The sequence below is a fragment of the Pseudomonas jessenii genome (assembly GCF_002236115.1).
GTDB classification, from domain to species: Bacteria; Pseudomonadota; Gammaproteobacteria; order Pseudomonadales; family Pseudomonadaceae; genus Aquipseudomonas; species Aquipseudomonas jessenii.
The window spans coordinates 17522-42617 of sequence record NZ_NIWT01000009.1 but is presented as its reverse complement, the minus strand read 5'-3'; the positions used below and the strand labels follow the sequence as shown (position 1 = coordinate 42617).

The 25096-nt window shown below is 61.7% G+C and carries 22 protein-coding genes and 2 pseudogenes; 2 read left to right on the top strand and 22 right to left on the bottom strand.

All coding sequences use genetic code 11. The annotated features are described in order from the left end of the window. Positions 1-36: 36 nt before the first annotated feature. The 13 genes and pseudogenes from PSJE_RS26940 to PSJE_RS26885 all read right to left on the bottom strand — a co-directional run bounded on the left by PSJE_RS26940 (position 37) and on the right by PSJE_RS26885 (position 15047). Positions 37-960: a transporter gene (locus PSJE_RS26940; protein WP_090456045.1), complete on the bottom strand. Its 924-nt coding sequence runs from the start codon at positions 958-960 to the stop codon at positions 37-39. Positions 961-1068: 108 nt separating this feature from the next. Further along, positions 1069-2253, bottom strand: a complete 1185-nt coding sequence (gene acmB, locus PSJE_RS26935; protein ID WP_090456043.1) for a methyl acetate hydrolase AcmB — start codon at positions 2251-2253, stop codon at positions 1069-1071. Positions 2254-2431: 178 nt separating this feature from the next. Then, complete coding sequence (locus PSJE_RS26930) at positions 2432-3112, bottom strand: TetR/AcrR family transcriptional regulator (protein ID WP_090456041.1); 681 nt, start codon at positions 3110-3112, stop codon at positions 2432-2434. Beyond that, positions 3109-3843, bottom strand: a complete 735-nt coding sequence (locus PSJE_RS32380) for a methyl-accepting chemotaxis protein (protein ID WP_483407203.1) — start codon at positions 3841-3843, stop codon at positions 3109-3111. Before PSJE_RS32380 ends, PSJE_RS26930 begins: the two co-directional genes overlap by 4 nt. A gap of 123 nt (positions 3844-3966) precedes the next feature. Continuing rightward, positions 3967-4647 (bottom strand): annotated as a pseudogene (locus PSJE_RS32375) (cache domain-containing protein); the annotation flags it as partial. Between the two features lie 156 nt (positions 4648-4803). Further along, positions 4804-5955, bottom strand: coding sequence for an acyl-CoA dehydrogenase family protein (locus PSJE_RS26920; protein WP_090456037.1), 1152 nt, complete (start codon positions 5953-5955; stop codon positions 4804-4806). 18 nt (positions 5956-5973) lie between these two features. Beyond that, complete coding sequence (locus tag PSJE_RS26915) at positions 5974-7062, bottom strand: enoyl-CoA hydratase/isomerase family protein (RefSeq protein ID WP_090456036.1); 1089 nt, start codon at positions 7060-7062, stop codon at positions 5974-5976. Between the two features lie 2 nt (positions 7063-7064). Continuing rightward, the gene (gene mmsB, locus PSJE_RS26910; protein ID WP_090456035.1) at positions 7065-7955 is read right to left on the bottom strand and encodes a 3-hydroxyisobutyrate dehydrogenase; all 891 of its coding nucleotides are present in this window, start codon (positions 7953-7955) and stop codon (positions 7065-7067) included. Positions 7956-8044: 89 nt separating this feature from the next. Beyond that, positions 8045-9553 carry a CoA-acylating methylmalonate-semialdehyde dehydrogenase gene (locus PSJE_RS26905; protein WP_090456033.1) on the bottom strand — a complete coding sequence of 503 codons (1509 nt, stop codon included), beginning with the start codon at positions 9551-9553 and terminating at the stop codon, positions 8045-8047. Positions 9554-9655: 102 nt separating this feature from the next. Continuing rightward, positions 9656-11359 (bottom strand): AMP-binding protein, encoded by a 1704-nt coding sequence (locus PSJE_RS26900; RefSeq protein ID WP_090456031.1) that lies wholly within the window; start codon positions 11357-11359, stop codon positions 9656-9658. 288 nt (positions 11360-11647) lie between these two features. Then, entirely contained in the window at positions 11648-12898 is a 1251-nt protein-coding gene (locus PSJE_RS26895; protein ID WP_090456029.1) for an OprD family porin, read from the bottom strand. A 173-nt stretch (positions 12899-13071) separates the two neighbouring features. Continuing rightward, positions 13072-14721 carry a cation acetate symporter gene (locus tag PSJE_RS26890; protein ID WP_090456028.1) on the bottom strand — a complete coding sequence of 550 codons (1650 nt, stop codon included), beginning with the start codon at positions 14719-14721 and terminating at the stop codon, positions 13072-13074. Next, positions 14718-15047: a DUF485 domain-containing protein gene (locus PSJE_RS26885; protein WP_090456027.1), complete on the bottom strand. Its 330-nt coding sequence runs from the start codon at positions 15045-15047 to the stop codon at positions 14718-14720. The genes PSJE_RS26890 and PSJE_RS26885 overlap by 4 nt, the downstream gene beginning before the upstream one ends. A 394-nt stretch (positions 15048-15441) precedes the next feature. Between PSJE_RS26885 and PSJE_RS26880 the strand changes: the two genes are divergently transcribed. Continuing rightward, on the top strand, positions 15442-16419 hold the full coding sequence (locus PSJE_RS26880) for a LysR family transcriptional regulator (protein ID WP_090456025.1): 978 nt from the start codon (positions 15442-15444) through the stop codon (positions 16417-16419). 104 nt (positions 16420-16523) lie between these two features. Here PSJE_RS26880 and PSJE_RS26875 read toward each other — a convergent pair whose 3' ends face one another. The 7 genes and pseudogenes from PSJE_RS26875 to PSJE_RS31810 form a co-directional block, all read right to left on the bottom strand. Continuing rightward, entirely contained in the window at positions 16524-17009 is a 486-nt protein-coding gene (locus PSJE_RS26875) for a DUF6130 family protein (protein ID WP_090456023.1), read from the bottom strand. A 124-nt stretch (positions 17010-17133) separates the two neighbouring features. Continuing rightward, positions 17134-18027, bottom strand: coding sequence for a LysR family transcriptional regulator (locus PSJE_RS26870; protein WP_090456021.1), 894 nt, complete (start codon positions 18025-18027; stop codon positions 17134-17136). Positions 18028-18107: 80 nt separating this feature from the next. Next, positions 18108-19163 (bottom strand): alpha/beta hydrolase, encoded by a 1056-nt coding sequence (locus PSJE_RS26865; protein WP_090456020.1) that lies wholly within the window; start codon positions 19161-19163, stop codon positions 18108-18110. A 48-nt stretch (positions 19164-19211) separates the two neighbouring features. Beyond that, complete coding sequence (locus tag PSJE_RS26860; RefSeq protein ID WP_090456018.1) at positions 19212-20282, bottom strand: alpha/beta hydrolase; 1071 nt, start codon at positions 20280-20282, stop codon at positions 19212-19214. Between the two features lie 2 nt (positions 20283-20284). After that, entirely contained in the window at positions 20285-21070 is a 786-nt protein-coding gene (locus PSJE_RS26855) for a carboxymuconolactone decarboxylase family protein (protein WP_090456016.1), read from the bottom strand. A gap of 73 nt (positions 21071-21143) precedes the next feature. Then, a complete protein-coding gene (locus PSJE_RS26850; protein ID WP_090456014.1) occupies positions 21144-21635 on the bottom strand; it encodes a (R)-mandelonitrile lyase in 492 nt (163 codons plus the stop codon). Between the two features lie 40 nt (positions 21636-21675). Next, positions 21676-21771 (bottom strand): annotated as a pseudogene (locus PSJE_RS31810) (flavodoxin); the annotation flags it as partial. A gap of 515 nt (positions 21772-22286) precedes the next feature. On the opposite strand from PSJE_RS31810, the gene PSJE_RS26845 reads away from it, so the two are divergent. After that, positions 22287-22631 carry a DUF6124 family protein gene (locus PSJE_RS26845; protein WP_090456012.1) on the top strand — a complete coding sequence of 115 codons (345 nt, stop codon included), beginning with the start codon at positions 22287-22289 and terminating at the stop codon, positions 22629-22631. Between the two features lie 154 nt (positions 22632-22785). Here PSJE_RS26845 and PSJE_RS26840 read toward each other — a convergent pair whose 3' ends face one another. Both PSJE_RS26840 and PSJE_RS26835 read right to left on the bottom strand, forming a co-directional pair. Further along, entirely contained in the window at positions 22786-24525 is a 1740-nt protein-coding gene (locus PSJE_RS26840) for a dipeptidase (RefSeq protein ID WP_090456011.1), read from the bottom strand. A gap of 160 nt (positions 24526-24685) precedes the next feature. Next, the gene (locus PSJE_RS26835) at positions 24686-24985 is read right to left on the bottom strand and encodes a hypothetical protein (protein WP_090456009.1); all 300 of its coding nucleotides are present in this window, start codon (positions 24983-24985) and stop codon (positions 24686-24688) included. Between the last annotated feature and the right edge of the window lie 111 nt (positions 24986-25096).

The window sequence follows — 25096 nt, the reverse complement described above, 5'->3', positions numbered from 1 at the left end:
GGTGTCCAGCCCGCTCTCGGTGCCATTCACTGTGGGTCAGAACACCCACAACAGCCTTAGGTTAACCCGCTGGTTTTCCTTGAAACCGTTGTCGACCGAGACGTCCTGGCCGTAGTTGAGCAGGGCCTGGAAGGAGGGGGTTATCCAGTATGACGAGCCGACACGGTATTTACTGGTGTCGGGTTCATCGTTCTGATCCTGACCGTCAATGCGCGTCTCACCGCCCCAGAGTCGAGACGCACCGACATGCACCGAAAGCTTTGGTGTCACGGCGTACCTCAGGTAGGTCTGGGCTTGCCACTGCGGCTTCTGGCGCAACGTCAGGTCTTGACTCGTGAGGTCGTCATTTTTGCCAAAGAAGGTCACATCCGCGGTGAGGTCCAGGGAAAGTTTTTCAGTGAGACCGGTCACATAGCCTGTCTGCAATGTCATCTTCCAACGGTTTTCGCCAAGGTTGAGTGCATCGTTGCGGTCATAGTTACCGGTCGGCACGTACAGGTAGGGTGCAATACCCCAGTAACGATTTTTCGCCGGGTCATTCACGAGCCATAGAGTGGACGCCAGAATCAGATCGCCCACGCCACTGGTTTGTCCCAGCGAGTCGTTATCGCGTGTTCCTTCCAGGCGGCCGAAGGGCAGCAGGAACTGTGTATTGATCGTGTAGTCGCCCAACTGCTGGTAATGCGCGGCGCGCAGTATGCCGATATCCGAGTCGAGCCCCGCTTTGATCGCAACCTTGTGACCATCACTGTAAATCGAGCGCCGCTGCGCATGCTGCAGGTAAAGCAAACCGATATTGCTGCCGGCTGGAAGCGCAGCGGTGTATTCGCCGGCGTCCACATCGATGGCCTGGGCGTTGCCCGCCAGAATCGCCAGCACGAGGCCGGCACCGATCGTTGAAGTGTCAAGTGCGCGCACCAGGGGCCGAACGCGCGCAGGGGTACGTGTGGAGATCTCCATGAGTCACCTGTTTTGTTTTTGTTGGTTTTTGGAGAGGAATTTTTTTCGTGCAGCATCGCCTGGAGCCCCGGGGGGCTCTCATGCGATCTGCATCGAATCAGTGCCGGGTCAGCGGGTCAGATAGCGGTAGGCCGCCGTTTCGAAATCCAGATAGGCATTGACCGAAACGGAATCGGCGAACGGCAATATCTGGGTGGCCCAAAAACCGCCGATGCCGTTCTTGCGGTCGATCCAATAGAAAAGATTGGCCAATCCGGCCCACGCCAAAGAACCCGCAGGGCGACCGGTGGGGGCGTCTTGATCGTTGATCATGAAACTCATCGCCCACGACTTGGGCATGCCCGGGAAGAACTCTGCGGTATTGGTGAGACTGGGGATAACGCCGGGGAGGGCTTTTACTTTCAGGTTTTCGAGACCATTTTTTTCCGCGAAACGAATCGTTTCCGGTTTGAGAATCTGTCCGTGATCCCCCTGTCCATCGTTAAGCCAGGCACGGATAAACTGACAGTAATCCTTCACGGTCGAATACAGGCCATGGCCTCCCATGTGCACTTCGGGAGCCTGTGGCAGGATGAAATCCTCAAGTGCGCAAAGCGATCCATCCTCTGCGCGTTGGTGCAGGCTGGCTCGCCGCTGGAGCATCGACGGGGTCATGGTAAAGGCGGTATCGGTCATGCCCAGCGGCTCGAAAATACGCTGCTGCATGACTTCACCCAGACGCTTGCCGGTGATGGCCTCGACCACCAGGCCGGCCCAATCCATGTTGGAGCCGTATTCCCACTGTTCACCCGGCTCAAACAGCAAGGGTGTTTGAAGCGCCGCCAACGACCCGCTGATGATGCTGGGTTGTCCTTGTTCCTGGGCTAGTCGGTTGTAGTTTTCGTTGAAGAACTCATAACCCAGACCTGCCGTATGAAGCAGAAGCATTCGAGTGGTGATGTGTTTTCTGGGGGCGCGAAGGCGAGGCGTTCCGTCGCTATCAAACCCCTCGAGCACCTTCAGTTCGCCGATCATCGGCACATAGTTCCTGGCAGGCGCATCGAGATCCAGTCGGCCCTCTTCGAACAACTGCAGCACCGCCGTGGCGGTTATCGCTTTGGTCGTGGAAAACATGGCGAAAACGCTGTCGGTCGTCATGGCAGGGGCTTGACCCTGCGTCCGTTGACCTGACGCACCCTCATAGACCAGACCGTCACGCCTGACTAATGCCGCGACTACGCCTGGGACGCGCTGCGATCCAGCCGTGGCAGCATCGAGCAAGTGGTTGAGTGATGATGTAAAACCTGGATTCATTATTTTTATTCTCCTTACACCCGACCCATAGCCCGCTGGGCTGGAGCTTATGGTGGGGTGTGCAGTGGCAGGACTGATTGACCCGATGTGAAGCGATGAACATCGGGGCCAGTGGAGAGTAAGAAAATAAAATCCGAGGGTTTGTCGGCTGTCGGCAGAGGGTGTCGGAATCAGGTACTTATTTAAGTGCCTGGGAGGAGGGCGATGCGTGAACGACTGCCGCCTCAGTTGCCCGCAATGCACCCTGCAGGGTACTCATCACCATCTCATGCAGCAGCTTGCGGCGTGCTCCAATGCCGGCCTTGGGCTGCCCAACCCAGGCCGGTAGTTGATTGAGCAAGGACACGATGCCGCTAACGGTCGCGCGCCGGGTGACGCTAGCCGGTTTACCGGTGAGTTGGTCTATGGTCTCCACCAGATGCTGCTCGTAGCGTCGGCGCAGGGTCAGAATCGAGGCTTGCTGTTCGCAGCTCAAACAATGGAGGTCGTACTCAGCCAGGCGGAAATGCGCGGCCATACGCTCGTGGAGCCGCAGGTGCGCCTCAAGCAGGCCGTGCAGTCGTACAGTGGGGGCGGATTTGCGACGGGTCACCAGGCTGGCGCCGTCAAGCAACGCTTCGTAGAGCTCCTCGATCAACTCAAACAGCAGTTCCTCTTTGCTATCGATGTGGTTGTAGAGGGAGCCAGCGGTGATCCCCAGACAAGTGGCCAGGTCGCGCATGCTGACTCGGCTGAAACCATGCCTGGCGAACAGCTCGACAGCCTTGTGCCGGGTTTCCAGGTAACGCGTGTTGCGTTCTTCGTCGACAGGCACGGCAAAAAGGGTTTTGGAGGGCTGCATGTGACTCATCGACCTCATACGCGAAACTGTCCCAATAGCCGATTGAGCTGACCCGCAAGTTGGCCCAGTTCCTGGCTCGCCTCGTTGGACCGGTCTGCTGCCTGGGCACTTTCGTGGGCCAGGGAGGCTGCGCGGGTCACGTTCTGATTGATGTCTTCGACCACGTGTGACTGCTCCAGGGTGGCGCTGGCGATCGAGGCGTTCAGTTCAGTGACATTGCGCAGTGCGCCGAGTACCTGGTGCAGGCTTTCAGCCGTTTGGTGGGCCTGTTCCACGGTTTGTCGAGCGGCTTGGCTGCTGGCATTGATGACATCTACTGCAGCTTGCGAGTTGCCGTGCAGGCGCTCGATCATGTCCTGGATTTGCGCGGTGGACTGCTGGGTGCGCTGGGCCAGCAGGCGCACTTCGTCTGCTACCACAGCGAAGCCGCGACCCTGTTCGCCAGCGCGCGCCGCCTCGATGGCGGCGTTCAGGGCCAGCAGATTGGTCTGCTCGGCGATGGCGCGGATCACTTCCAGCACGCTGCCGATCTGGGTGCTTTCCCGGGCCAGGCTCTGGATCACCTCGACGGCCTGGCCGATGGTATCGGACAACTGGTCGATCTGGAGGAGGCTGATGTCGGTGTTGTGCTGGCCCCGACGTGCCTGTTCTTCGGCCTGGCGAACTTCGTTGGCAGCGTGCTCGGCATTCTTCGCCACTTCCTGCACGGCGTAGGAGACCTCGTGGATGGCGGCGGCCACCAGTTCCATCTGCTGCGATTGCTGCTGGCTGTGGTTGTGGCTATCGGCGGCGATTTCGCCGAGCGACTTCGAAGCCTGGTCCAGGCTGTCAGCGGACTGTATGGACTGACCGATCACGCCGCGCAGCTTGTTGGTGAACACGTTGAAATGGCCGCTCAAGTCTGTCAGTTCATCGCGCCAGCGGTTATCCAGATTGCGGGTCAGGTCGGCTTCGCCGCTGGCGATGTTCTCCATCGCATCGACCACCCGCGCCAGTGGCGAGGCGATACTGCGGGCAATCAGCAGGATCAGCGCACTGAGCAGCAGGGCGATCGTCAGCAATATGACGCAGGCCTGAATCAGCTGGCGGCGGAACTCGACTTGCACGTCGTCTATGTAGATCCCCGAGCCGACAATCCAACCCCAGGGCTTGAACAATTCGACGTAGGAAACCTTCTCCACCGGCGCGTCGGAACCCGGTTTGGGCCAGCGGTAGTGCACCAGGCCGGCGCCATCGCGTTTGGCCGTGGCGGCCATTTCGTCGAACAGCGCCTTGCCGTCCGGATCGAGTGTACCGGCCATGCGCTTGCCCTCGAGCCCGGCATTGGGGTGCATGACCATTCGCGTGTCGAGGTCTTCGAGCCAGAAGTAATCCTCGCGGTCGTAGCGCAAGTCGCGCATGACCGCGATGGCCTGCTGCTGCGCCTGCTCACGACTGAGGCCCTGGCCTTCCAGGCTTTGGAAGTGACGCAGGATGCCGCTGGCGGTCTCGACCACGTGACGGGTTTTCAGCGCCTTGGCGGTGTAAAGGTCGTTATAGCTCTGCTTGAGCATCAGGCCGGCGAGAATCAGCAGCATCAGGATGGATGTCAGCAAAATCAGCCACAGACGGCGGCTAATGGAAATATTGCGCAAGCCGGGCATGGGCAGCTCCACAAGGGGCAAGACAGGGAAAAGCCGGACGCGGCAGTCGCGTTCGGCTGGAGGAGGTCAGAGCGCGTAGTGGCTCAGTTCGCGGGCGATCAGCAGGCGCTGGACTTCGCTGGTGCCTTCGTAGATCTGGGTGATGCGCGCGTCGCGGTAGTAGCGCTCTACCGGGTAGTCTTCCAGGTAACCGTAGCCGCCATGGATCTGCATGGCGCTGGAGCACACGCGCTCGGCCATTTCCGAGGCGAACAGCTTGGCCTGGGAGGCTTCGGACAGGCACGGTTGCCCGGCGCTTTTCAGGCGCGCCGCATGCAGGATCAGCAGGCGGGTGGCGTTGAGTCGGGTGTGCATGTCGGCGAGCAGGTTGGACACGCTCTGGTGCTCGATGATCGGCTTGCCGAACTGGACGCGCTCCCGTGCATAGCCCAGGGCAGCCTCGAAGGCGGCGCGGGCGATACCCAGAGCCTGGGCGGCGATGCCGATGCGGCCGCCTTCCAGGTTGGACAGGGCAATGGCCAGGCCCTTGCCGCGTTCTCCCAGCAGGTTGGCCTCGGGGATGGTGCAGTTGTTCAGGGTCACCGCGCAGGTATCGGAGGCCTTGATGCCCATCTTGTGTTCGCTGCGGTCGACCACGAAGCCGGGGTTGTCGGTCGGTACCAGGAAGGCCGACAGCCCCTTCTTGCCCAGTTGCGCATCGGTTACGGCGAAGACGATGGCCAGCCTGGCGCGCTTGCCGTTGCTGACGAACTGCTTGGCGCCATTGAGTACCCATTGACCGTCGCGCAGTTCGGCACGAGTGCGCAGGTTGTGTGCCTCGGAGCCAGCCTGTGGCTCGGTCAGGCAGAAGCAGCCGATCGCTTGACCACTGACCAGCAGCGGCAGCCAACTGTCCTGCTGCGCGGGGGTGCCGTATTTCAGCAGGGGGCCGCAGCCTACCGAGTTGTGGATGCTCATCAGCGCGCCGAGGGCACCGTCGCCGGCCGAGATTTCTTCCACCGCCAGGGCGTAGGCCACATAGTCGGTGTAGCTGCCGCCCCAGGTGTCCGGCACGACCATGCCCAGCAGGCCCAACTCGCCCATCTGCGCCACCACGGCGTCATCGATCCAGCCGGCCTTCTCCCAGGCCTGGGCATGCGGCGCGACTTCGCTGCGGGCGAAGTCGCGCGCCATGTCGCGGATCATGCGTTGTTCTTCGGTCAATTCGATATCGTGCATTGCAAAGTCTCCTGCCGATCAGGCGGTGCGTACGGGCTTGCCGCAGGCGCGTTGAAACTCGTTGAAGAAGGCCTGCACCCGGGCAGGTTCCAGCTCTGCCAGGGTTGGCGGGTTCCAGCGTGGGCGCTTGTCCTTGTCGATGATCAGGGCGCGCACACCCTCCATCAGGTCGCCCTTGTCGAACCACTGGTAGTCCAGGTGCAACTCCAGAGCGAAGCACTCGGCCAGGCTCAGGTAACGACCACGGCGCAACAACTCAAGCGTCGTGGCCATCGCCAGTGGCGAGCGGCTGTCGAGCAGTTTCACCGTCTGCTCGGCCCAGTCTTGCAGCTCGGGGCGTTGTTCACGCTGCAGCGCGGTACGAATGGCCGGGACATCGGGCAAGGCGAAATACTCGTCGATCGCCTGGCGACAGGCCTTGAGCTCGGACCCGGCAAGACGCTCTGTAGCCATGTCGGCAAGCAAGTCCTGCAAGTCTTCGTCGGGCGCAGCGGTCCAGTTCAGGTGGTCGAGACAGGCATCCAGCTCGGCCAGCCGTTCGCTGGGCAGGTAGTAGTCGGCAAGGTTCGCATAGAGGGCATCGGCGGCACGCACCTGGCAGCCGGTGATGCCCAGATAGGTTCCCAGTTCCCCCGGCAGGCGCGGCAGGAAATAGCTGCCACCGACATCGGGGAAAAAGCCGATGCCGACTTCCGGCATGCCCATCCGCGTGCGCTCGGTGATCACCCGTAGCGAGGCGGCCTGGGCCAGGCCCATGCCGCCGCCGAGGACGAAACCATCGAGCAGCGCCAGCACGGGCTTGGTGTAACCATGCAGGTATTCGTCGAGGGCATACTCTTGCTCGAGGAACAGCTCGTGCTGGTTGTCGCCGGCCTTGTAGCTGTCGTACAGCATGCGAATGTCGCCGCCGGCGCAGAAGGCCTTTTCACCGGCGCCGCGAATGGTCACGGCGACGATCTGCGGGTCTTGTTCCCAAGCCCACAGGTGCCGACATAGCAGGCGCACCATGGGCAGGTCCAGGGTGTTCAACGCGCTTGGCCGATTCAGTGTCAGGTGGCCGACGCGGTTGCGTACGCTGGCCAGCACCGGGGCTTGCTGCTCGCTCATGCTCAGGCTTCCCCGCGGAACAGTTGGATGATGGCGGAGAAGTCCAGGCCGCCATTACCTTGCAGGCTGAAGGTCTGGTACAGCTGCTGGGCTACAGCACCGAGCGCGACCGGTTGACGCGCGTGCCTGGCCGCTTCGGTGGCCAGGCCCAGATCCTTGAGCATCAGGTCGCTGCCAAAGCCGCCGCTGTAGCCGCGTGAGGCCGGCGCGTTTTCCAGTACACCCGGGAACGGATTGTTGACCTCCGAGCTCCAGCAGCGACCGCTGGAGGTATTGATGATCCCGGCCAGCACCTTGGCTTCCATGCCCAGGGCCACACCCAGGGCCATGGCTTCGGCGACGCCGACCATGGAGATGCCGAGCAGCATGTTGTTGGCGATCTTGGCCACTTGGCCGTTGCCGGCTGCGCCGCAGTGCACGATGTTCTTGCCCATGGCCGAGAGGATCGGCAGGGCCTGGTCGAACACACTGTCCGGGCCACCGACCATAAAGGTCAGGGTGCCTGCCGCCGCGCCGCCGGTGCCGCCGGATACCGGCGCGTCGAGCATCGGGTTGCCTTGGGCGAGGGCATATTTGGCCACTTCGCGGGTGCTCAGCGGGTCGATGGTCGAACTGTCGATAAGCAACACGCCCGGGCCGATATTGGCCAGCAGGCCGTCCTTGCCGCGATAGACCTGCTTCACGTGTTCGGCGGTCGGCAGCATGGTGATGATCACCTCGACCCTGGCCTTGGCCACGGCGGCGGGCGAGTCGGCGGCGCTGGCGCCGGCCTCCACCAGGGCGGCGACCGCCTGGGGGAAGGGATCAAAGACGGTCAGGCTGTGGCCAGCCTTGAGCAGGTTACGGGCCATTGGGCCGCCCATGTTGCCGAGGCCGAGAAATCCGATATGCATGTTGGCTACCTTTTACGATAGGGGGCAGTGGCGCAGGAAATCCTGCGCGCGCTTGTCGTCGGCCGACGCAAGGCGCCGGCCGGCAAAGGTCATTTCAGGGTGATGGTGGTGTTCACCGCGCCGCTGGTGTCGTCCTCGTCGAACCAGCGCTGGGTGATCGTCTTGGTCTGGGTGTAGAAGGTCACCACTTGCTTGCCGTAGGGGCCCAGGTCGCCCAGCTTGGAGGCGCGCGAACCGGAGAAGGAGAACAGCGGGACCGGTACCGGGATTGGCACGTTGATGCCGACCTGGCCGACGTCGATCTCTTCCTGGAAGTGACGCGCGGCAGCGCCGGAACGGGTGAACAGGGCAGTGCCGTTGCCGTTCGGGTTGGCGTTGATGATCTCGATTGCCTCATCCAGGTTGGCGGCGTGCATGACGCACAGTACCGGGCCGAAGATCTCTTCGCGGTACACGGACATTTGCGCCGTGACGCTGGAGAAAATGGTCGGGCCGACGAAGTTGCCGTCCTGGTAGCCCGGCACGCTCGGGTTGCGCCCATCCAGTTCAAGCTTTGCACCTTCTTCGATGCCACTGGCGATCAGGCCGTTGACGCGGTCCAGGGCGGCGCAGGAAATCACCGGGCCGATGTCGGTGCCTGGCTCGGTGCCGCCATTGATCTTGAGGGTTTTGGTTCGCTCGATCAGGTCCGGTAGCCAAGCCTGCGCTTCACCGACCAGGATCACCACGGGCAGAGCCATGCAGCGCTGGCCGGCGGCGCCGAAGGAGGCGCCCAGCAGGTTGTTCAGGGTCTGCTGCCGGTTGGCATCGGGCAGGACGATGGCATGGTTTTTCGCGCCCATCATGCATTGCGCGCGCTTGCCGTTCTGGGTGGCGCGGTTGTAGACATGGGTGCCGACCTTGGTCGAACCGACGAAGGATACGGCCTTGATATCCGGGTGGTCGCAGATCAGGTTCACCGCGTCGACGCCGCCGTGGATGACGTTGAGTACACCCTTGGGTACACCGGCCTCCAGCGCCAGTTCCACCAGGCGCATGGTCACCAGCGGGTCCTGCTCGGACGGCTTGAGGACGAAGGTGTTGCCGGTGGCAATGGCCATCGGGAACATCCATAGCGGGATCATCGCCGGGAAGTTGAACGGGGTGATGCCGGCGCACACGCCCAGCGGTTGCAGCAGGGTGTAGGTGTCGACGCCGTTGGCCACGTTGTTGGCCAGTTCGCCCATCTGCAGGTTGCCGATGCTGGCGGCGTGCTCGACCACTTCCAGGCCGCGGAACACGTCACCTTCGGCATCCGGCAGGGTCTTGCCTTGCTCGGCGGTCAGCAGGGCGGCCAGTTCCTTGATGTTCTCGCGGATCAGTTGCTGGTACTTGAGGAAGACACGGGAACGGGTACCGATCGGGGTCTTGCGCCAGGTCTTGAAGGCTTGCTTGGCGCTGGCGACGGCGGCGTTCATTTCCTCGGCGGTGGCGAAGGGGACGCGGGCCAGGACTTCCTGGGTGGCCGGGTTGACCACGTCACGCCACTGGGTTGTGCGCGATTCGACGAATTCGCCGTTGATGAGAAGCTTGACGCTGGGAACGATGGAAGAGGTCATTTAGGGTCCTGCCTGCTTTCTTAAGGTCGAATGAGGCCCCTCGGCGTGGTTCGCCGAGCGGTCGGGTTTGGGTCAGGAAGGGCCGGCGTGCCGGCCCGGGGTTCAGCCCTTGAGTTGCGGGAAGTCTTCTTCGAAGTATTCCTGCGGGCCACGTGCGTCGCCCTGGCGGCGCTGCGTTTCCATTTGCCGCAGTTCCACCCGGCGGATCTTCCCGGAGATGGTCTTGGGCAGCTCGCTGACAAATTCGATGCGCCGTACCCGCTTGTAGGGCGCCAGGTGCTCGCGGGCGAACGCGAAGATGCTGCCTGCCAGCTCGTGGCTACCCTGGGCCTCATGGGCCAGGATCAGATAGGCCTTGGGCACTGCCAGGCGCACCGGGTCGGGGCTTGGCACCACGGCCACTTCCATCACCGCCGGGTGCTCGATCAGCGCGCTTTCCAGTTCGAAGGGGCTGATGCGGTAGTCGGAAGCCTTGAACACGTCGTCGGCGCGGCCGACGAAGGTGATGTAGCCCTCTTCGTCGATCTGCGCGGTGTCGCCGGTGCGGTAGTAGCCGTCGCGCATCACTTCGGCGGTCTTTTCCGGGCTGTCCTCGTAGCACAGCATCAGGCCGAGCGGGCGCACGTCCAGCGGCAGGGCCACTTCGCCTTCGTTACCCGGCACGCCATCAGGGTCGAGCATGGTCACCCGGTAGCCCGGCAGCGGACGGCCCATGGACCCCGGCTTGAGCCGCTGGCCAGGCGTGTTGCCGACCAGGGCGGTGGTTTCCGACTGGCCGAAACCGTCGCGCAGCAACAGGCCCCAGGCGTGCAGGATCTGCTCGATGATCTCAGGGTTGAGCGGCTCACCGGCGCCCACCAGCTCGCGCAGGCGCAGGCGTGTCTTGTAGCTGGCCAGGTCTTCCTGGATCAGCATGCGCCACACGGTAGGCGGCGCGCACAGGCTGGTGACGCCGTAGCGTTCCAGCACGCCGAGCAGGGCTTGCGCGCTGAAGCGTGCGGTGTTGTGGATAAAGATGCAGGCACCGGCATTCCATGGTGCGAAGAGGCAACTCCAGGCGTGCTTGGCCCAGCCCGGGGACGAAATGTTCAGGTGCAGGTCGCCCGGCTGCAGACCGATCCAGTACATGGTCGAGAGGTGGCCGACCGGGTAACTCTGGTGACTGTGCAGCACCATCTTCGGCTTGGAGGTGGTGCCGGAGGTGAAGTACAGCAGCATCGGGTCGGTGGCGAGCGTTTGGCCCTCGACTTCGAACTGTTCGGAATATTCGCTGGCAGCGCTGTGCGGGGTCCAGCCTGCGGGGGCCGGGCCAACACAGATGCGGCTGCAGCCTTCACCCAGGCCGTCGAACTTGTCGACATGAGCGGCGCCGACCACCAGATGACGCACATGGCCACGCTCGATGCGATCACGCAAGTCTTCAGGGGTCAGCAGGGCGGTGGCGGGGATGACCACGGCGCCGAGCTTGAAGGCAGCCAGCATGGTTTCCCACAGGGCGATGTCGTTACCGAGCATCAGCAGGATGCGCTCTCCGCGGCGCACGCCCAGGGCACGCAGGTGATTGGCCACCTGGTTGGAGCGCGCGGCCAGCTGCTGGAAGCTGTAGCGTTGTTCGCTGCCGTCCTCTTCGACGATCCACAGGGCATTGGCCTGGTTGCCCTCGGCCATGGCGTCAAAGTAATCCAGAGCCCAGTTGAACTCGGTCAACTGTGGCCAGCGGAAATCACGCACAGCTGTGGCGTAATCGGTGCGGTGTTCCAGCAGGAAGTCTCGGGCGGCGAGGAAAGGTTGGCAGTTGTTGTTCATTGGAGTCTCCCGAGACGCGCGCGGGTACCTGAACGTGGGGAGACGACGGCAAGCAAGAATGGCTTCACGGTGGGTGCCCTGTTTATTTTTATTGGGACTGACCTGGTTCATGACCAAGCGGTTGAATCGAGTATAGGCAGGCATAAATCAAATAAGAATGCTCAAAAAGTCCCGTGCGTTGTGCAAAAAAACACAGGCTGGCGGCATCCCCGATGCGCCAGAAATGCACAAGGCGGGTGCTGCCCGCACCGTCAAGCGATGTGAGCGGCACCCGCCTTGTGCGAGGGATTACCAGAGCGCCAGGGTATAGCTGAGGATCAGGCGGTTCTCGTCGAGATCGTTACCGAAGTGGGCGGTGCGCACCGTAGCGTTGCGCCACTTCAGACCGAGGTTTTTCAGCGGGCCGCTCTGCACCACGTAGCCGATGTCGGTGTCGCGCTCCCATTCGCGACCCTCAGGCCTGCGGGCGCCCAGATCGATGCTGTCGCCGGCCAGGTAGCGGGTCATGAAGGTCAGGCCGGGAATGCCGAGCGCCGCGAAGTTGTAGTCGTAGCGCGCCTGCCAGGAACGCTCGTCCTTGTTGGCGAAGTCGTTGATCTGCACGAAGTTGACCAGGTAGGCGTCGCTGCCATTGACGTAGGCAAAGCCGGTGTCGCCACTCATGCGTTGGTAGCCCAGACCGAAGGCATGGCCGCCGAGGGCATAGGTGAACATGGCGCCGAAGGCGTTGTTGTCGATGTTGCTGTTACCGTCGTCGGTGGAGCGGGCGTAGCGCAGGTCGCTCTTGAGCGTCTGGCCTGCGCCCAGCGGCAGCACGTGGACCAGACTGAACTGGTGTTGGTGGTAGAAGTCGTCCAGGCCGCCGTAGTTGTAGCCCGTGTTCAGCCGGTCGTTCCACTGGTAGGCAAGGCCGGCGAAATTGAAGGCGTCACTGCGGGCCTGGCCACTGACAATGCCCTTGGCGCCGGTGGTGGTGATCGCCATTTTCTCGTAGTCCGAGGAGTCGCGCTGGTTGACCCGATCCACGCGCCCGGCATCGACGCTCAGGCCTTTGATCTCCTGGACGTTCAACTGCCCACCGCGAAATGTTTGCGGCAACAGGCGCGAGTCATTGGCCAGCAGTACCGGCAACTTAGGGGTCAGGGTGCCGAGCTTGAGCACGCTGTTGGATGCTTTGAACTTGGCCGTCAGGCCCAGTTCGCCATACTCGTCCTTGGCGCGTTTGGGCGGCTGGCTGTCGCGCTTGAGCAGGCCGGAGCCGGAGCGATCGGGACTGGAATCGAGCTTGACGCCGAGCTGGCCAAGAGCGTCGATACCGACGCCGATCATGCCGTCGGTATAGCCGGATTCGTAGCGCAGAAGGAAACCCTGGGCCCATTCTTCTTGCTTGGACTGGGCGGCATTGGCCTGGCGGAAGTCGCGGTTGAAGTAGAAGTTGCGCGTTTCCAGCCTGGCCGTGCTGTCTGCGAAGAAGTCGGCGTGAGCCTGTGCGGCGAGGCCGGTGCCGGCCAGGAACAGGGTGAGGGTGGTGGGTTTCATTGGTTGCCTTTTGTTGTTTTTGTTGTCGACGTGCCGCTCCCGCGCCGCTTGGCGTTGGCGAGGGAGGGGCGCTTCTGGGGTGTCCTGCGCCGAGCGGCGCAGGTCGGGCGTAAAAAAGCGCGAAGCAAAGGAGCGGACTCGCGCTCGGGGCGTCAGCCCCGGAAAAAGCAGCGTCAGTGACTGCTGGCCATGGCAGCTCCAAGGCCGGTCTGGGCACGGACGAACTGGTCGGCATAGGCGGCGCGTTCGCGGTCGGCGCGTTCGCTGCGGTCAAGCCTGGAAGCGACCACTATGACCAGGAAGGCCAGTGGCATGGAGAACAGCGCCGGCTGGTCGTAAGGGAAGAGCGCCTGGGCATGCCCCAGTACGCCGACCCACACCGACGGCGAGCCGATCACCAGGGCCAGTGCGCTGACCAGGCCGGTCAGGCCGCCATAGAGGGCGCCGCGGGTGGTCAGGCCACCCCAGTACATGGCCATGATCAGTACCGGGAAATTCGCCGAGGCGGCGATGCCGAACGTCAGGCCGACCAGGAAGGCGATGTTCTGGCCTTCGAACAGAATGCCGAGGGCAATCGCAACGATGCCCAGGCAGATGGTGGCGATGCGCGACACGCGCATTTCCTGTTTCTCGTCGGCGCAGCCCTTCTTCAATACCGAAGCGTAAAGGTCATGGGAGATGGCCGAGGCACCGGCCAGGGCCAGGCCAGCCACCACTGCGAGAATGGTGGCGAAAGCCACGGCAGAGAGGAAACCGAGAAACAGGTTGCCACCCACCGCCTTCGCCAGGTGCATGGCCACCATGTTGCTGCCGCCAATCATGGCCCCGCCGAGCTTGCCATCGACGTAGTACTGAGGATCGGTGCCGACGATGACGATGGCGGTATAGCCCAGGACGCAGACCACCAGGAAGAAGAAACCGATAAACACCGTGGCGAACAGTACGGATTTACGCGCTTCCTTGGCATTGGGCACCGTGAAGAAGCGCATCAGGATGTGCGGCAGGCCGGCAATGCCGAAGACCAGTCCAAGGGATAGGGACACCGCGTTGATCGGGTCGGCCAGCAAAGTGCCCGGGCCCATGATCTGCACGCCGCTGGCATGCACGGCCACAGCCTGGGCGGCCAGTGTCTCGAAGCTGAAATCGAAGCGACTCAGGGCCATCAGCACCAGGGTCGTGCCGCCCGCCAGGAGCAGGACCGCCTTGGTGATCTGTACCCATGTGGTGGCGAGCATGCCGCCGAAGATGACATAGACCAGCATCAGCAGTCCGACTACCACCACCGCCGTGCGGTAATCGAGACCGAACAGCAGTTTGATCAGTTGACCGGCACCGACCATCTGCACCACCAGATAGCAGCACACCACGGTCAGCGATCCGAGAGCGGCGAAGCTGCGCACGCGGGTTTGATCGAGGCGGTAGGAGACGATGTCGGCGAAGGTGTAGCGCCCCAGGTTGCGCAAGCGCTCGGCCATCAGGAAGGTGACGATGGGCCAGCCGACGAAGAAGCCGATGATGTAGACGAAGCCGTCGTAGCCCTTGGCGAAGACCAGGCTCGACAGGCCCAGCAGAGTTGCCGCCGACATGTAGTCACCGGCGATTGCCAGGCCATTCTGGAAGCCGGTGATGCCGCCACCGGCGCTGTAGAAGTCGGCGGCGGAGCGGGTGCGTCGTGCCGCCCACCAGGTGATCAGCAGGGTGGCGAGGACGAAGACGAAAAACATGCCGATGGCGTGCAGGTTGAGCGGTTGCTTCTGCGCAATGATGGGCTCGGCATGGGCCAGCACAGGGCTGAGGGCGAGAAGGGCGAACAGGCGTTTCATGCGCGGGACTCCTGCAGGATCTGCGAGCTGAGTACGTCGAAGCGGGTGTTGGCGCTGTGCACGTACCAGGCGGTGAGTAGCCAGGACAACAGGATGATCGTCACGCCGATTGGCATGCCGAGGCTGAGGTGGCTGCCGTCGTAGAGCGGCAGGTGCAGCCAGGCAGGGGCGAAAGCCACCACCATGATGAAGCTGTAATAGATAGCCAGGACCGCGCCGCTCAGCGTCCAGGCCAGCAGTGCACGCTGGCGCGCGAGGCGGTGGAACTTGGGGTTGGCCCTGACCAGTGCACAGGTCTGGACGTGGTTCGGATGGTCGGTCGTCATGGTGCGGCTCCGCATTTCTAGTTGTTTTTGTTGTTCGGCCTTTTGAGGGGCGTACGGGTACCCGGGCAGCGACCCGATGCGGGACGCCACCTGAATGCTGATGTGCTGGAGTTATTGCCGCCCGGATGACCTTGCGGTGGAGAGAGGGCGGTGCAGGAGGGCGAGCCCGATCCGCTGCGCGGCGAGCAGCGGATCGGGCCAACGGCAGACGAGAACCGTGGCCGCGATTGCGCTGTTGCGCAGCTGTTTGTGTCCGGCGTGCAAGCCGGTGTTTATCCATGCGCTCATGCTGTCAGCCCTCGGTATTTATTATTGGGGTGGGGGGCTTTCCTGGCCTGAAAACGACGCTGGCCAAGTTGGGTGAGATGCGAGTATATAAGTGCATATTTCCCATATGTATTGGCAGAAAAGCCCGATGGATATGCAAAAAAGCACAACGCAGAACCCACTGAACTGGGACGACATGCGTTTCTTCCTCGAGGTCGCCCGTGCCCGCACCGCCAGCGGTGCAGCTCGCCGCCTGGGGGTGGACTACACCACGGTGTCGCGGCGCATCCGCGCCCTGGAGCAGTGTCTGGGTGCTCTGCTGTTCGAGAAGTCGCGAACCGCAGGTTTTGTCCTGACCGTGGAGGGGCAGCGTCTGGTCAGCCACGCCGAATCCCTGGAAAGTACGCTGCTGGTAGCCTGCGAGCAGGTTTTCGGCACCACCGGGGGGCTCGCCGGGCACCTGCGCATCGGTTGTACCGAAGCCTTCGGGACCTGTTTCATCACTGCGCAGATGAGCCACTTCCTCGAGCACTACCCGCATATCTCGGCGGACATTTTGCCGGTCCCGCATTTCATCAACCTGTCACGGCGCGAGGCGGACATTGCCATCACCCTGGAACGACCCGAGCGCGGTCCGTACGTGTGCTCGCGGCTGTGCGATTACCGCCTGCGTCTGTATGCGACGCCGGAGTACCTGGCCAGTCATCCGACGATTGGCTGTCGCGAGGACCTGGCCGTTCACCCGTTCGTGACCTACGTCGAGGATCTGGCCTTCAGCTTCAAGCTGCTCTACCTGAACGACCTGATGCCCGGCGCCAACAGTCGCCTGCGCAGCACCAGCGTGGTGGCCCATTACCACGCAGCCCTGGAGGGGCGGGCGCTGGCGATCCTGCCTTGCTTCCTCGCCGGCCCCGATCCCCGCCTGTGCGAAGTGCTGCCCGGTGAAGTGGAGATCACGCGGCAGTTCTGGATGTATTACAGCGAGGACCTGCGCAAGCTGAAGCGGGTCACTCTGGTGGCCGAGTACTTGCGTGCTTGTGCGGAACTGAATCGCCCGCTGCTGATGGGCGAGTCACGTGTGATGGGCTATCTACCGTCACCCTGAGGGGGGAGTTGTGCAGCCAGAAGTAAAGCGAAGTAGTCAGTCAGAGGTGTTTTCGAAATCAGAGGCTACTCACACCACCGCAGTCAGCTATGAACACTCAATCGTCATGGTTTGACTGCGTGATCATTGTCAATGTGGGGAGCGTCCGCCGGTTTCTTCTGCGGAACGATAAAACTCACTGTCATACTGGTGAGGATTTTGTGAGTCGGGTCGGCCACTTCAAGCAGAACCTTGTGAGTGCCGGGCGTCAGTCCAACCAGGATGATCGGGTCTTCGCTGGTGTGCGCCCATGTGCCTTTCCAGTCGTCGACGGTCACGTGGAGGTGACCGAGACGTGGTGATACTTCAACAGCTGCTTTGCCAAATACCGGCATGATCCTGGCGTGTTCTGTTCGATACTGGATAATGACAACACCGCGGGCGAGTGGCTCGGCAAGCGGCGGGTAGGCAATGAGTTTTGGCGCAGTCTCGGATGCCAATGGAAGTATTGCCGGTGGGGAATCGGTGTCTGCTACCCCTTGTCCGTACACGGCTGTGCAAAAGAAGACACCCAAAGCCAGGGCCAATAGATTTCCGGGAGCGAGGGACATGGTTTTTTTCCCGCGTGATTTCATTCAAGCCTAGATCAAACCGGGTATCTCCCAGTGTTTATTTGAAACTGGAATCACTCACGTATTTCATCCGTGCCATCCAGGCATGTTGACCATGGACGACTCAGCGCTTGTAACGCAGCGCGTCCACCACTACGCCGAACGCTGAAGAATGCTCACGGCGATTGGGGTAGTAAAGGTGGTAACCGGCAAAAGGCTGGCACCAGTCTTCGAGTACCCGCACAAGGCTTCCGTCGGCAAGCTCCCTGGCTACCATATCTTCTGGCAGGAACCCCAGCCCGCATCCGGCGACAGCAGCGCGCAGGATCGGCACGCTGCTGTTGAACGTCCATTGTCCTTCAACACGCGCCTTGAGTTCGTGACCGTCCTTTTCAAAATCCCATTGCATCAGGCTCCCGTGGGTGGGCAGGCGTAAATTGATGCAATTATGTGCGGCCAAATCCCTTGGCTCTTTCGGATACGGCCGTTGTTTGAAGTATTCGGCAGACCCCACTACCGCGATGCGCAACGGGGGGCCGATCGGGACGGCGATCATGTCCTTGGCCACCTGATCGCCCAGGCGCACGCCCGCGTCGTAGCGCTGCGCGACGATGTCGCAGAGGGCGTAGTCGACGGTGATTTCGACCTTGATGTCCGGGTAGTCGGGAAGCACCTTCGACAGCTTGGGCCAAAGGATGTTGTTCGCCGCATGTTCGGAGGCTGAAATCCGCACGTTGCCTGCCGGGGTATCGCGAAACTCGCTGACCGCAGCCAGTTCAAGTTCGATTTCGTCGAAGCGCGGCGCCATGGACTGATACAGCCGCTGGCCAGCCTCTGTGGGGGATACGCTGCGCGTGGTTCGGGTCAACAGGCGAACGCCGAGCCTGGCTTCGAGAGCGCGCATGGTGTGGCTCAGCGCGGACTGCGAGACGCCCAGCTGTGCGGCGGCGCGAGTGAAGCTGCCTTCGCGGGTAATGACCACGAAGGCTTGCAGATCGTTGAGATTGGCGCGGGACATTGATGAGAGCCTCTCATGCGGAGCGCGGGATTATTCCATGTAATCAGGTTCCGCATGGATGCGCGACCCCAACGAACCAATCACAAGGTTCTTGCGTAGAACGGCGTCAACTTGCCGAGTGCTGCGTCCACATACTTGGGAACCCAGTAGGTTTCGATGTGCGTTGCGCCGTCGATGATGAACAACTCTTTGTCCTTGGTACCGGTGGCCTTGGGGAACGCATCCTGGGTCATGTACAGGCTGTCGGCCTTGCTGCCGGCGATCATCAGCAATGGCTGATTGATCAGTTCGATCTGGTTGGTGGCGTCGAAGCGCATCAGGTCCAGCAGGCTGCTCGTGGTGTATTTGAAGGTTGAATTAGGGTGGGCATGGGTCTTCCAGTAGTACTCATAACCCTGGCGATACAGCTCGAACGGCAGTTTGGCGATCTGCTCATCGGTGAGGTTGGCATCGCCCGAATAGAGCACTTCACCTCCGGCCGCTTCCTGGGCGCGAGCAGCGGAAGCCTGTTGCAGGCGTTGCTCGATGGTGTCCAGTTGCGAGTCGTTGTAGCCATTGCGACGCACCCGGCCAGAGTTGAACATGCTCACGGTCGCCACCGACTTGAATCGCTTGTCGGTTTGCGCGGCGGCCAACGAGTAGCCACCGCCACCACAGATGCCGAGCAGGCCCAGACGCTTGCCGTCGACGCCAGCATACTGAGTGATGAAGTCCGCCATGCCGTGGATATCCTCGATGCGGTACGCGGGCTTGTCGATGCTGCGCGGTTGTCCGCCACTTGCACCCTGATACGCGGCATCGGCGGTAATCGTGATGTAGCCTTGTTCGGCCAGTCGCTGGGCATACAAACCGGCGACTTGCTCTTTCACACCGCCATTGGGGTGCGCCACCACCACCGTCGGGTAGGCCTTCTTCGCATCGTAGTTGGCAGGGGTGTAGACGTTGGCAGCGATGTCCAGGCCATTGAGCTTGTAGGTGACCGGATGGATGTTGACCTTGCCGGGTTCATTCTTGGTAATTGCACCGTCGTAAGCCAGGGTGAATGGGTTCTTTTTGTAGTCGGCGGCGCCGGCTTCGCCAGCAGAAATACCGACCATGGCGGCCATCAGCGAGGCTTTCAAAATTGTGTTTCTCATAAGTGTCTCCGGAGCATTAAAAGGCGCGTTAAAAATGTGCTGAAGCCGTCAATCCAGATGCTTTTCTGTCAGAAACCCGGACACCAGATCCGCGATCTGCACGTTGTTCAGATCCGACATGGGGAAGTGGGTATTGCCCTTGATGCCAATCTCCGGCAAGTGGATCAGCCTCACGTCACCGCCATGCTGGTTGACGGCATCGCGCCAAAGCCGGGCCATGGTGAGTCGGGCGCGCCAGCTGTCCTGAGCGGGCAGGTCGACGGCTTGCTCCGGGATGTTGTCGCCGTAGAGGATCAGGATCGGAATGCGCGTGAGCGCCATGAACTGATCCATCGGCACCGCTGCGCCTTGTACCGTGTCGAACGCGCTGGGAATCGGCGCGGGTACTTCACCCAGCGGGAAGACGAAGCTGCTGCCCGGCTCGAAAGCCACGATGGCCTTGACCTTGTTGTTCTTGATCGCCGTCAACCAACCAGGCCCGCCACCCTGAGAGTGCGTGAACAGGATGCCGGGGCCGATTTTGTCGAAGACCGCCGACACGCCATCGGAGACCACGGCCATGTCGAACGGACCGGTGTTCGGCGTCATCGCGCGGAAAAACTGATCGCGCGTTTGCGCATCCCGGGCAACCTGCACACCCTCGAAATAGTTGGGCCACAAGCCGATGCGGAACTGGTTGAACCAGAGCTGCTCGTCCGGGACAGGCTTGACCGTTGCTTCGACCATGCTGCGGCCGGCATCGCCACGACGCGGCTGGTCGATCAAATACACGCCGAACTGGCGCCGCAGAAAAGTATTCTGGAAGCCTTCGCGGCCATCCGCGGTGGTTTCCCAGGTCTTGGAAAACTGGCCTGCGCCGTGCCACATGACGATGGGCAGTTTTCGCGCATCGACCGGGATTTGGTAGAAGGTGTAGGCATGGTCGCCGTGGTAAGTCTGGCCGTCTGGCGTCATGGGTTTGCGCGGGTTGAACGTACCCGGTGCGGTGATCATCGTCCCGCCGGCGGCGAAGCTGCCTTGCTCCTGAATCATCAAGGGGGCGGCGGCATTGGCATGGCTTGCACAGGCGGCAAGCACGCTCAGCAGGGTGATGTTCAGCAGGTTTTTTCCAGTCTTCATGTTCAACCTCCCGAGGCAGCAAGTGCCTGTGTCAGGGCAGTGCTTGCACGTTTGGCGGATTGTTCATCGCCGTGCTCGGCCAGTACCTCGATGACTTGGCGCAATTGCTCCACGCTCAACCCAACCCGCAGGCTCGCCCGCATGTGCGAGCGCAACTGCGACTCCACACCCGGCGTTGCGGCCAGAGCGCCGACGGTCGCCAGCTCGCGGCTTTGCCAGTCGAGGTTGTCGCGCTCGAAGATGTCGCCGAACAGGTGGGTTTGCAGAAACGGGTTGATGACCGGGGCAAAATCGAACACCGGCCCCTTGACCGGGCCACCGGAAATTCGGGTTTGATTGGCCGTTCCTGCTGCGAGCAATGCCTCACCGGTTGCAATGGCACGGCTGGGTTCGCGTCCAGGCGCATCCTGGATGCCGCGTTGTTTGCGCGCTTGCACCACCGTCATCAGTTCATTCAACGCATTGAGGCTGCGGGGGAAGCCGACATAGGCGTAGAGCTGCACCAGGATTTCCTTGGTCTCGCTGACCGTCAGGCCGGCGTCCAGGCCTTGGTTCAAGGCAGCGTTGAGCCTGGGCATGTCACTGGTTGCCATGAACGCTGCGATCAGTGGAATGGCCTGTTGCCTGGCCGACAGCGTTTGTGCCGCAGGTTGTGTGCTGGTCATGGGTTGCGATGCCTCGGCGTTCTGAGTGGCCACACCCGACATCAAGCCAAGGCCCAGACACAGGGCTATCAGCGCGGGGAGGGCACCGGTCTTGCGATGTGCAATCGGTGTATCAGTGGTCATCGTGAAAGCTCCATCCATTGCTCATCACTGCCTGGCAGGCGGTGCTCGATTGAGGTTGATCTACAACAAACAGCTACAAGCCCTGCGCGGGCGATTGACCTTCGTACTGCGCATCCGAGACTTTTTCCGCCCAAGTGACAGCCTTGCCGTCCTCGGCTTCGGCGATGGCGATGTGAGTCATTCCGTTGGTGGCCGTCGCGCCATGCCAGTGACGTGTTTTCGGCGGGATCCAGACAATGTCGCCCGGACGGATTTCCTGACGTGGGCCGCCCTCTTGCTGCACGTAGCCGACTCCGGCGGTGACGATCAGCGTTTGCCCCAGCGGATGGGTATGCCAGGCCGTGCGTGCGGCGGGTTCGAAGGTCACCGTGCCACCGCCGATGCGAGCAGGGGAATCCCCCTTGAACAGGCCATCAACCCGAACCGTGCCGGTGAAGTTTTCCGCAGCCCCCTTGATGGAGGGCTGGGAGCCGGCGTGGGTAATGCGGATCTCGTTGGAGGACTGGGCGCAGGCTTCCCCGGCCATGAGCGATAAGGCCACCAATGGGGCGATCAAGGGATTCATCAATGTTGCTCCTAAAGGCGGGTCGGCCAACTGCGAGGCAGCCGCCGTGGGTGTTGAAGGGGATGATGGTTTTCCCTCTCAGGTCGTGGGCCGTCAGGAACGAGCGCACAACGGGCGGGATGGTTTCACCCCAAATTCCCGCTTTTGATGGTCAGGCTGCACGTCAGTGGTATCGGCTGGGTGCAGGACCGCGGGGGAAACAGTAAGCGAGCTAACGGATGAGCACTAGACGGGTAAATCGGCAAGGGGTCATGAGGTTTATTCATCAATCCGGGCAAGTGCGCCATGTCACTCAACATCGCCGGAGAGCGTTTGTTTAAAGGCGTTTAAGGTTACTTCATGCAAGCTACAAGACCTTGCGCCGTTGCCTACGGTTACGCCAGAATCCGCCGGCTTGTGCGCCTCGCAGGCCGTCGGTAACTTGATTCGTGTCACTGCCCATCAGTGATCGGGTTTAGTCGCCTGGTGGTAATTGAAGTCGCACAAGTGTCCGTCAGACAGGTATTTACACCTGTATTTGATGGTGGCTGTGCGCAGGGCACCTTCGGGTGCGCCGGCTTCTTCAATTCCCCGGTCGACTAACCTGCGTACAGCTGCCACCCCTTCGTTTAGTCGCGAAGCGGTGACCGCATCACTCAGGAATTGAAGATCATGTTCAAGGTAACGCCAAACCCACCGGAGGCCGATCCGGTCTCCCCACCTGAACCCGACTCAACCAGGCTCAACGAAGCCGCCCCCGATTTTCACATCCCCTCGATTGCCGATATCAAAGCCACACCGCGCACACCCGGTACCCTGTTCACCGTGGACCCGCAGGCGAGTTCCGAAACCTTGATGGTTTATCTGGTCGAAACCCTCGCGTCGGTCGATGTGATGGTCCATCAGTTGGTGGATCACCTGGACGGTGGGGCGCGCAATGCGCTGCTGGGCATTTCCAACAGCGTGATGCTGGCGGAGATCACGGCGAATCGGGTGCTGGATCAAATCGACCCGTAGGAGCGAGCCTGCTCGCGATGGGGGGTAACGATGACGCGGGAAACCAGACTTACCGCGACGTCCTCTGGTTTTTCGCGAGCAGGCTCGCTCCTACAGGGGCCGGCATGTGATTTGGGAGCAATGGACCCGCCAGGGTGGCGGGTCCGAAGGGGGGTCAAAGTTTCGGCAATTGCCCGATGCGGCCCATCATTTCGGTCACGATCTGCAAGTCCAGCAGGAACTGCTCGGTGGTCTTGAACTCGTTGTCGTTGTGACCGGTGTATTTGACGTCCGGCATGGCCAGGCCGAATTGCACGCCGTTGGGCAGTTCATGCACGGAGGTGGCGCCGGCGGAGGTGCCGAACTTGTGTTCCATGCCGAGGTTTTCGCTGGTCACAGCGAGCAAGGCCTTGACCCATTCACCCTCGGGGTTGCGGTACATCGGTTCGGCGATCGACAGGTCGAAGGTTGGTGCGATGCTGGTCTTCTTGCTCCAGGCGTCCAGCTTTGCGGCGATTTCGGACTTGAGCACATCCGGCGTCTTGCCCTTCGGCACGCGCAGGTTGACTGCGAGTTTGAAGGCTTTGTCATCCATCCCGACATAGGTCAGGGACGTGGTCAGCGGGCCCATGAATTCATCGGAAAAACCGACTCCCAACTTGCCACCCAGGTAATCCAGCCCCCAGTTGTCGGCGGCGTAGCGGGCGGCGTCCGTGATCTGGTTGTGCTTGAGCGCGACCTTGCCGTCGAGGCCATTGATGAAGTCGAGCATCCTGGCCACCGGGTTGACGCCGGACTCGGGCTCGGAGGAGTGGGCGGACACACCGGTGACCGTCAGTTTGACGTCCTTGCCGTCGACCTTGGCGGCGACCGCGAAGTTGCCGCCGTTGCGCTTGGCATACTCGGTGCCGGCCTTTTGCAGGCTGGCGGCCAGTTCGGCGGGCTTGTCGGTCACCAGGGTCGCAACCGATGTCGATGGAATCTGGTTGGTGGCCAGGCCGCCAGTCATCGAGGTGATCTCTGCGCCCTTGCCTTGCGCGGTGCGCTTGGCGAAGCTGGCCATGACCGTGCCGTAGCCTTTCTCGGCGATCACCACCGGGTAGCCGCCATCCAGCGCCAGGTTGTAGTTGGGTGTGGGGTTGCGTTCGAAGTAGTAGGGGATGGCGTCGCCCGTGGTCTCTTCGGTGGTGTCGACCAGCAGCTTGAAGTTGCGGGCCAGCGGCAGCTTCTCCTCCTTGATGATCTTCATGGCGTAGAGCGCCACCACGATGCCGTTCTTGTCATCCTCGGTACCGCGGCCATACATGCGATCGCCGATCAGGGTGACCTTGAACGGATCAAGGCGGGTGCCGTCCTGCAGCACCCAGTTTTCCGGCGTCACCGGCACCACATCGGCATGGGCGTGAATGCCCACGACTTCATCGCCGCTGCCTTCCAGGGAGATCTCGTAGACGCGGTTGTCGACGTTGCGAAAGTTCAGGTTGAACGCCTGGGCCAGGCCCTTGATCTTCTCGGCAATCTTGAGGAATTCGGGATTGTCGTGCTGGTCGACACCGTCCACGCGCACGGTCGGAATGGCCACCAGCTCCTTCAGGGTTTCGGTGGCCGCGCTGCCGTATTTCACCCGGGCATAGAGGCCGAGCAAACGATGGATTTCGTTTTGTTGCCCGGCGGTAAGCGTCTTGTTGTCGAGGAAGGCACGGATGGCCGGGCCGAGGTCGTCGGTCTTGGCGATATCGCTCTTGGCCAGGCTTCCCAGGAACTGCCTGAAATCCTTGACCGATGCATCACTGAAGGTCTTGAGGATGATCGCGTTCTGTTGCGGGGTGATGTTGGCGTGGGCAGCGGTGGTGAACGACGAAAGGCTGGCGAGCATGAGGGTGGTCGCAGCCAGGTGCTTGAGTGAGAAATCCATTGCTGGGGGCATTCCTTTGCAGGCGGTTCGTAGGAAATATCTGATCGACTGATCAGAAACATCTCAAAGCTAACACCGCGAGCGTGTGAAACGGGAGCCCCTGAAGTGGGATCTGTCGCACAGAAATGCAAAAGCGGCGCAGAAATGAAAAACCGCTCTTTCAATGCTTACATTCCGCCATCACCACTTTGCAGGTACTTGGCGTACCGCCGGATCGGCCGGAATAGCGTATGCAATTACTCAGGGATTTCTGGCGAGCCATGTCCAGGGTGTCGCCCCAGGCGAGGCCTCCTTCGCCGACAGTGGGGAGGGCTTTTGCATAGCAGGTCGAGCCGACGCTGGGGGCTGAATATTGAGCCGTACTGGCTTTGCCTGAACAGCCGGCTATCAGCGCCAGATCGACGGCGAGCAGGGATAGCAGGATCCATGACGAGCATTGGCGCACAGTGTGTCCCGTCATCCCGGTTCCCCTGTAGCAAGAGGCGCATTTGAGATCGTACCTGGCCGGATCAGGGCTGGGGCACTCTCTTACTCTGAGCCTATCCTTGCGGCATCGATCCTGCTGCTCCTT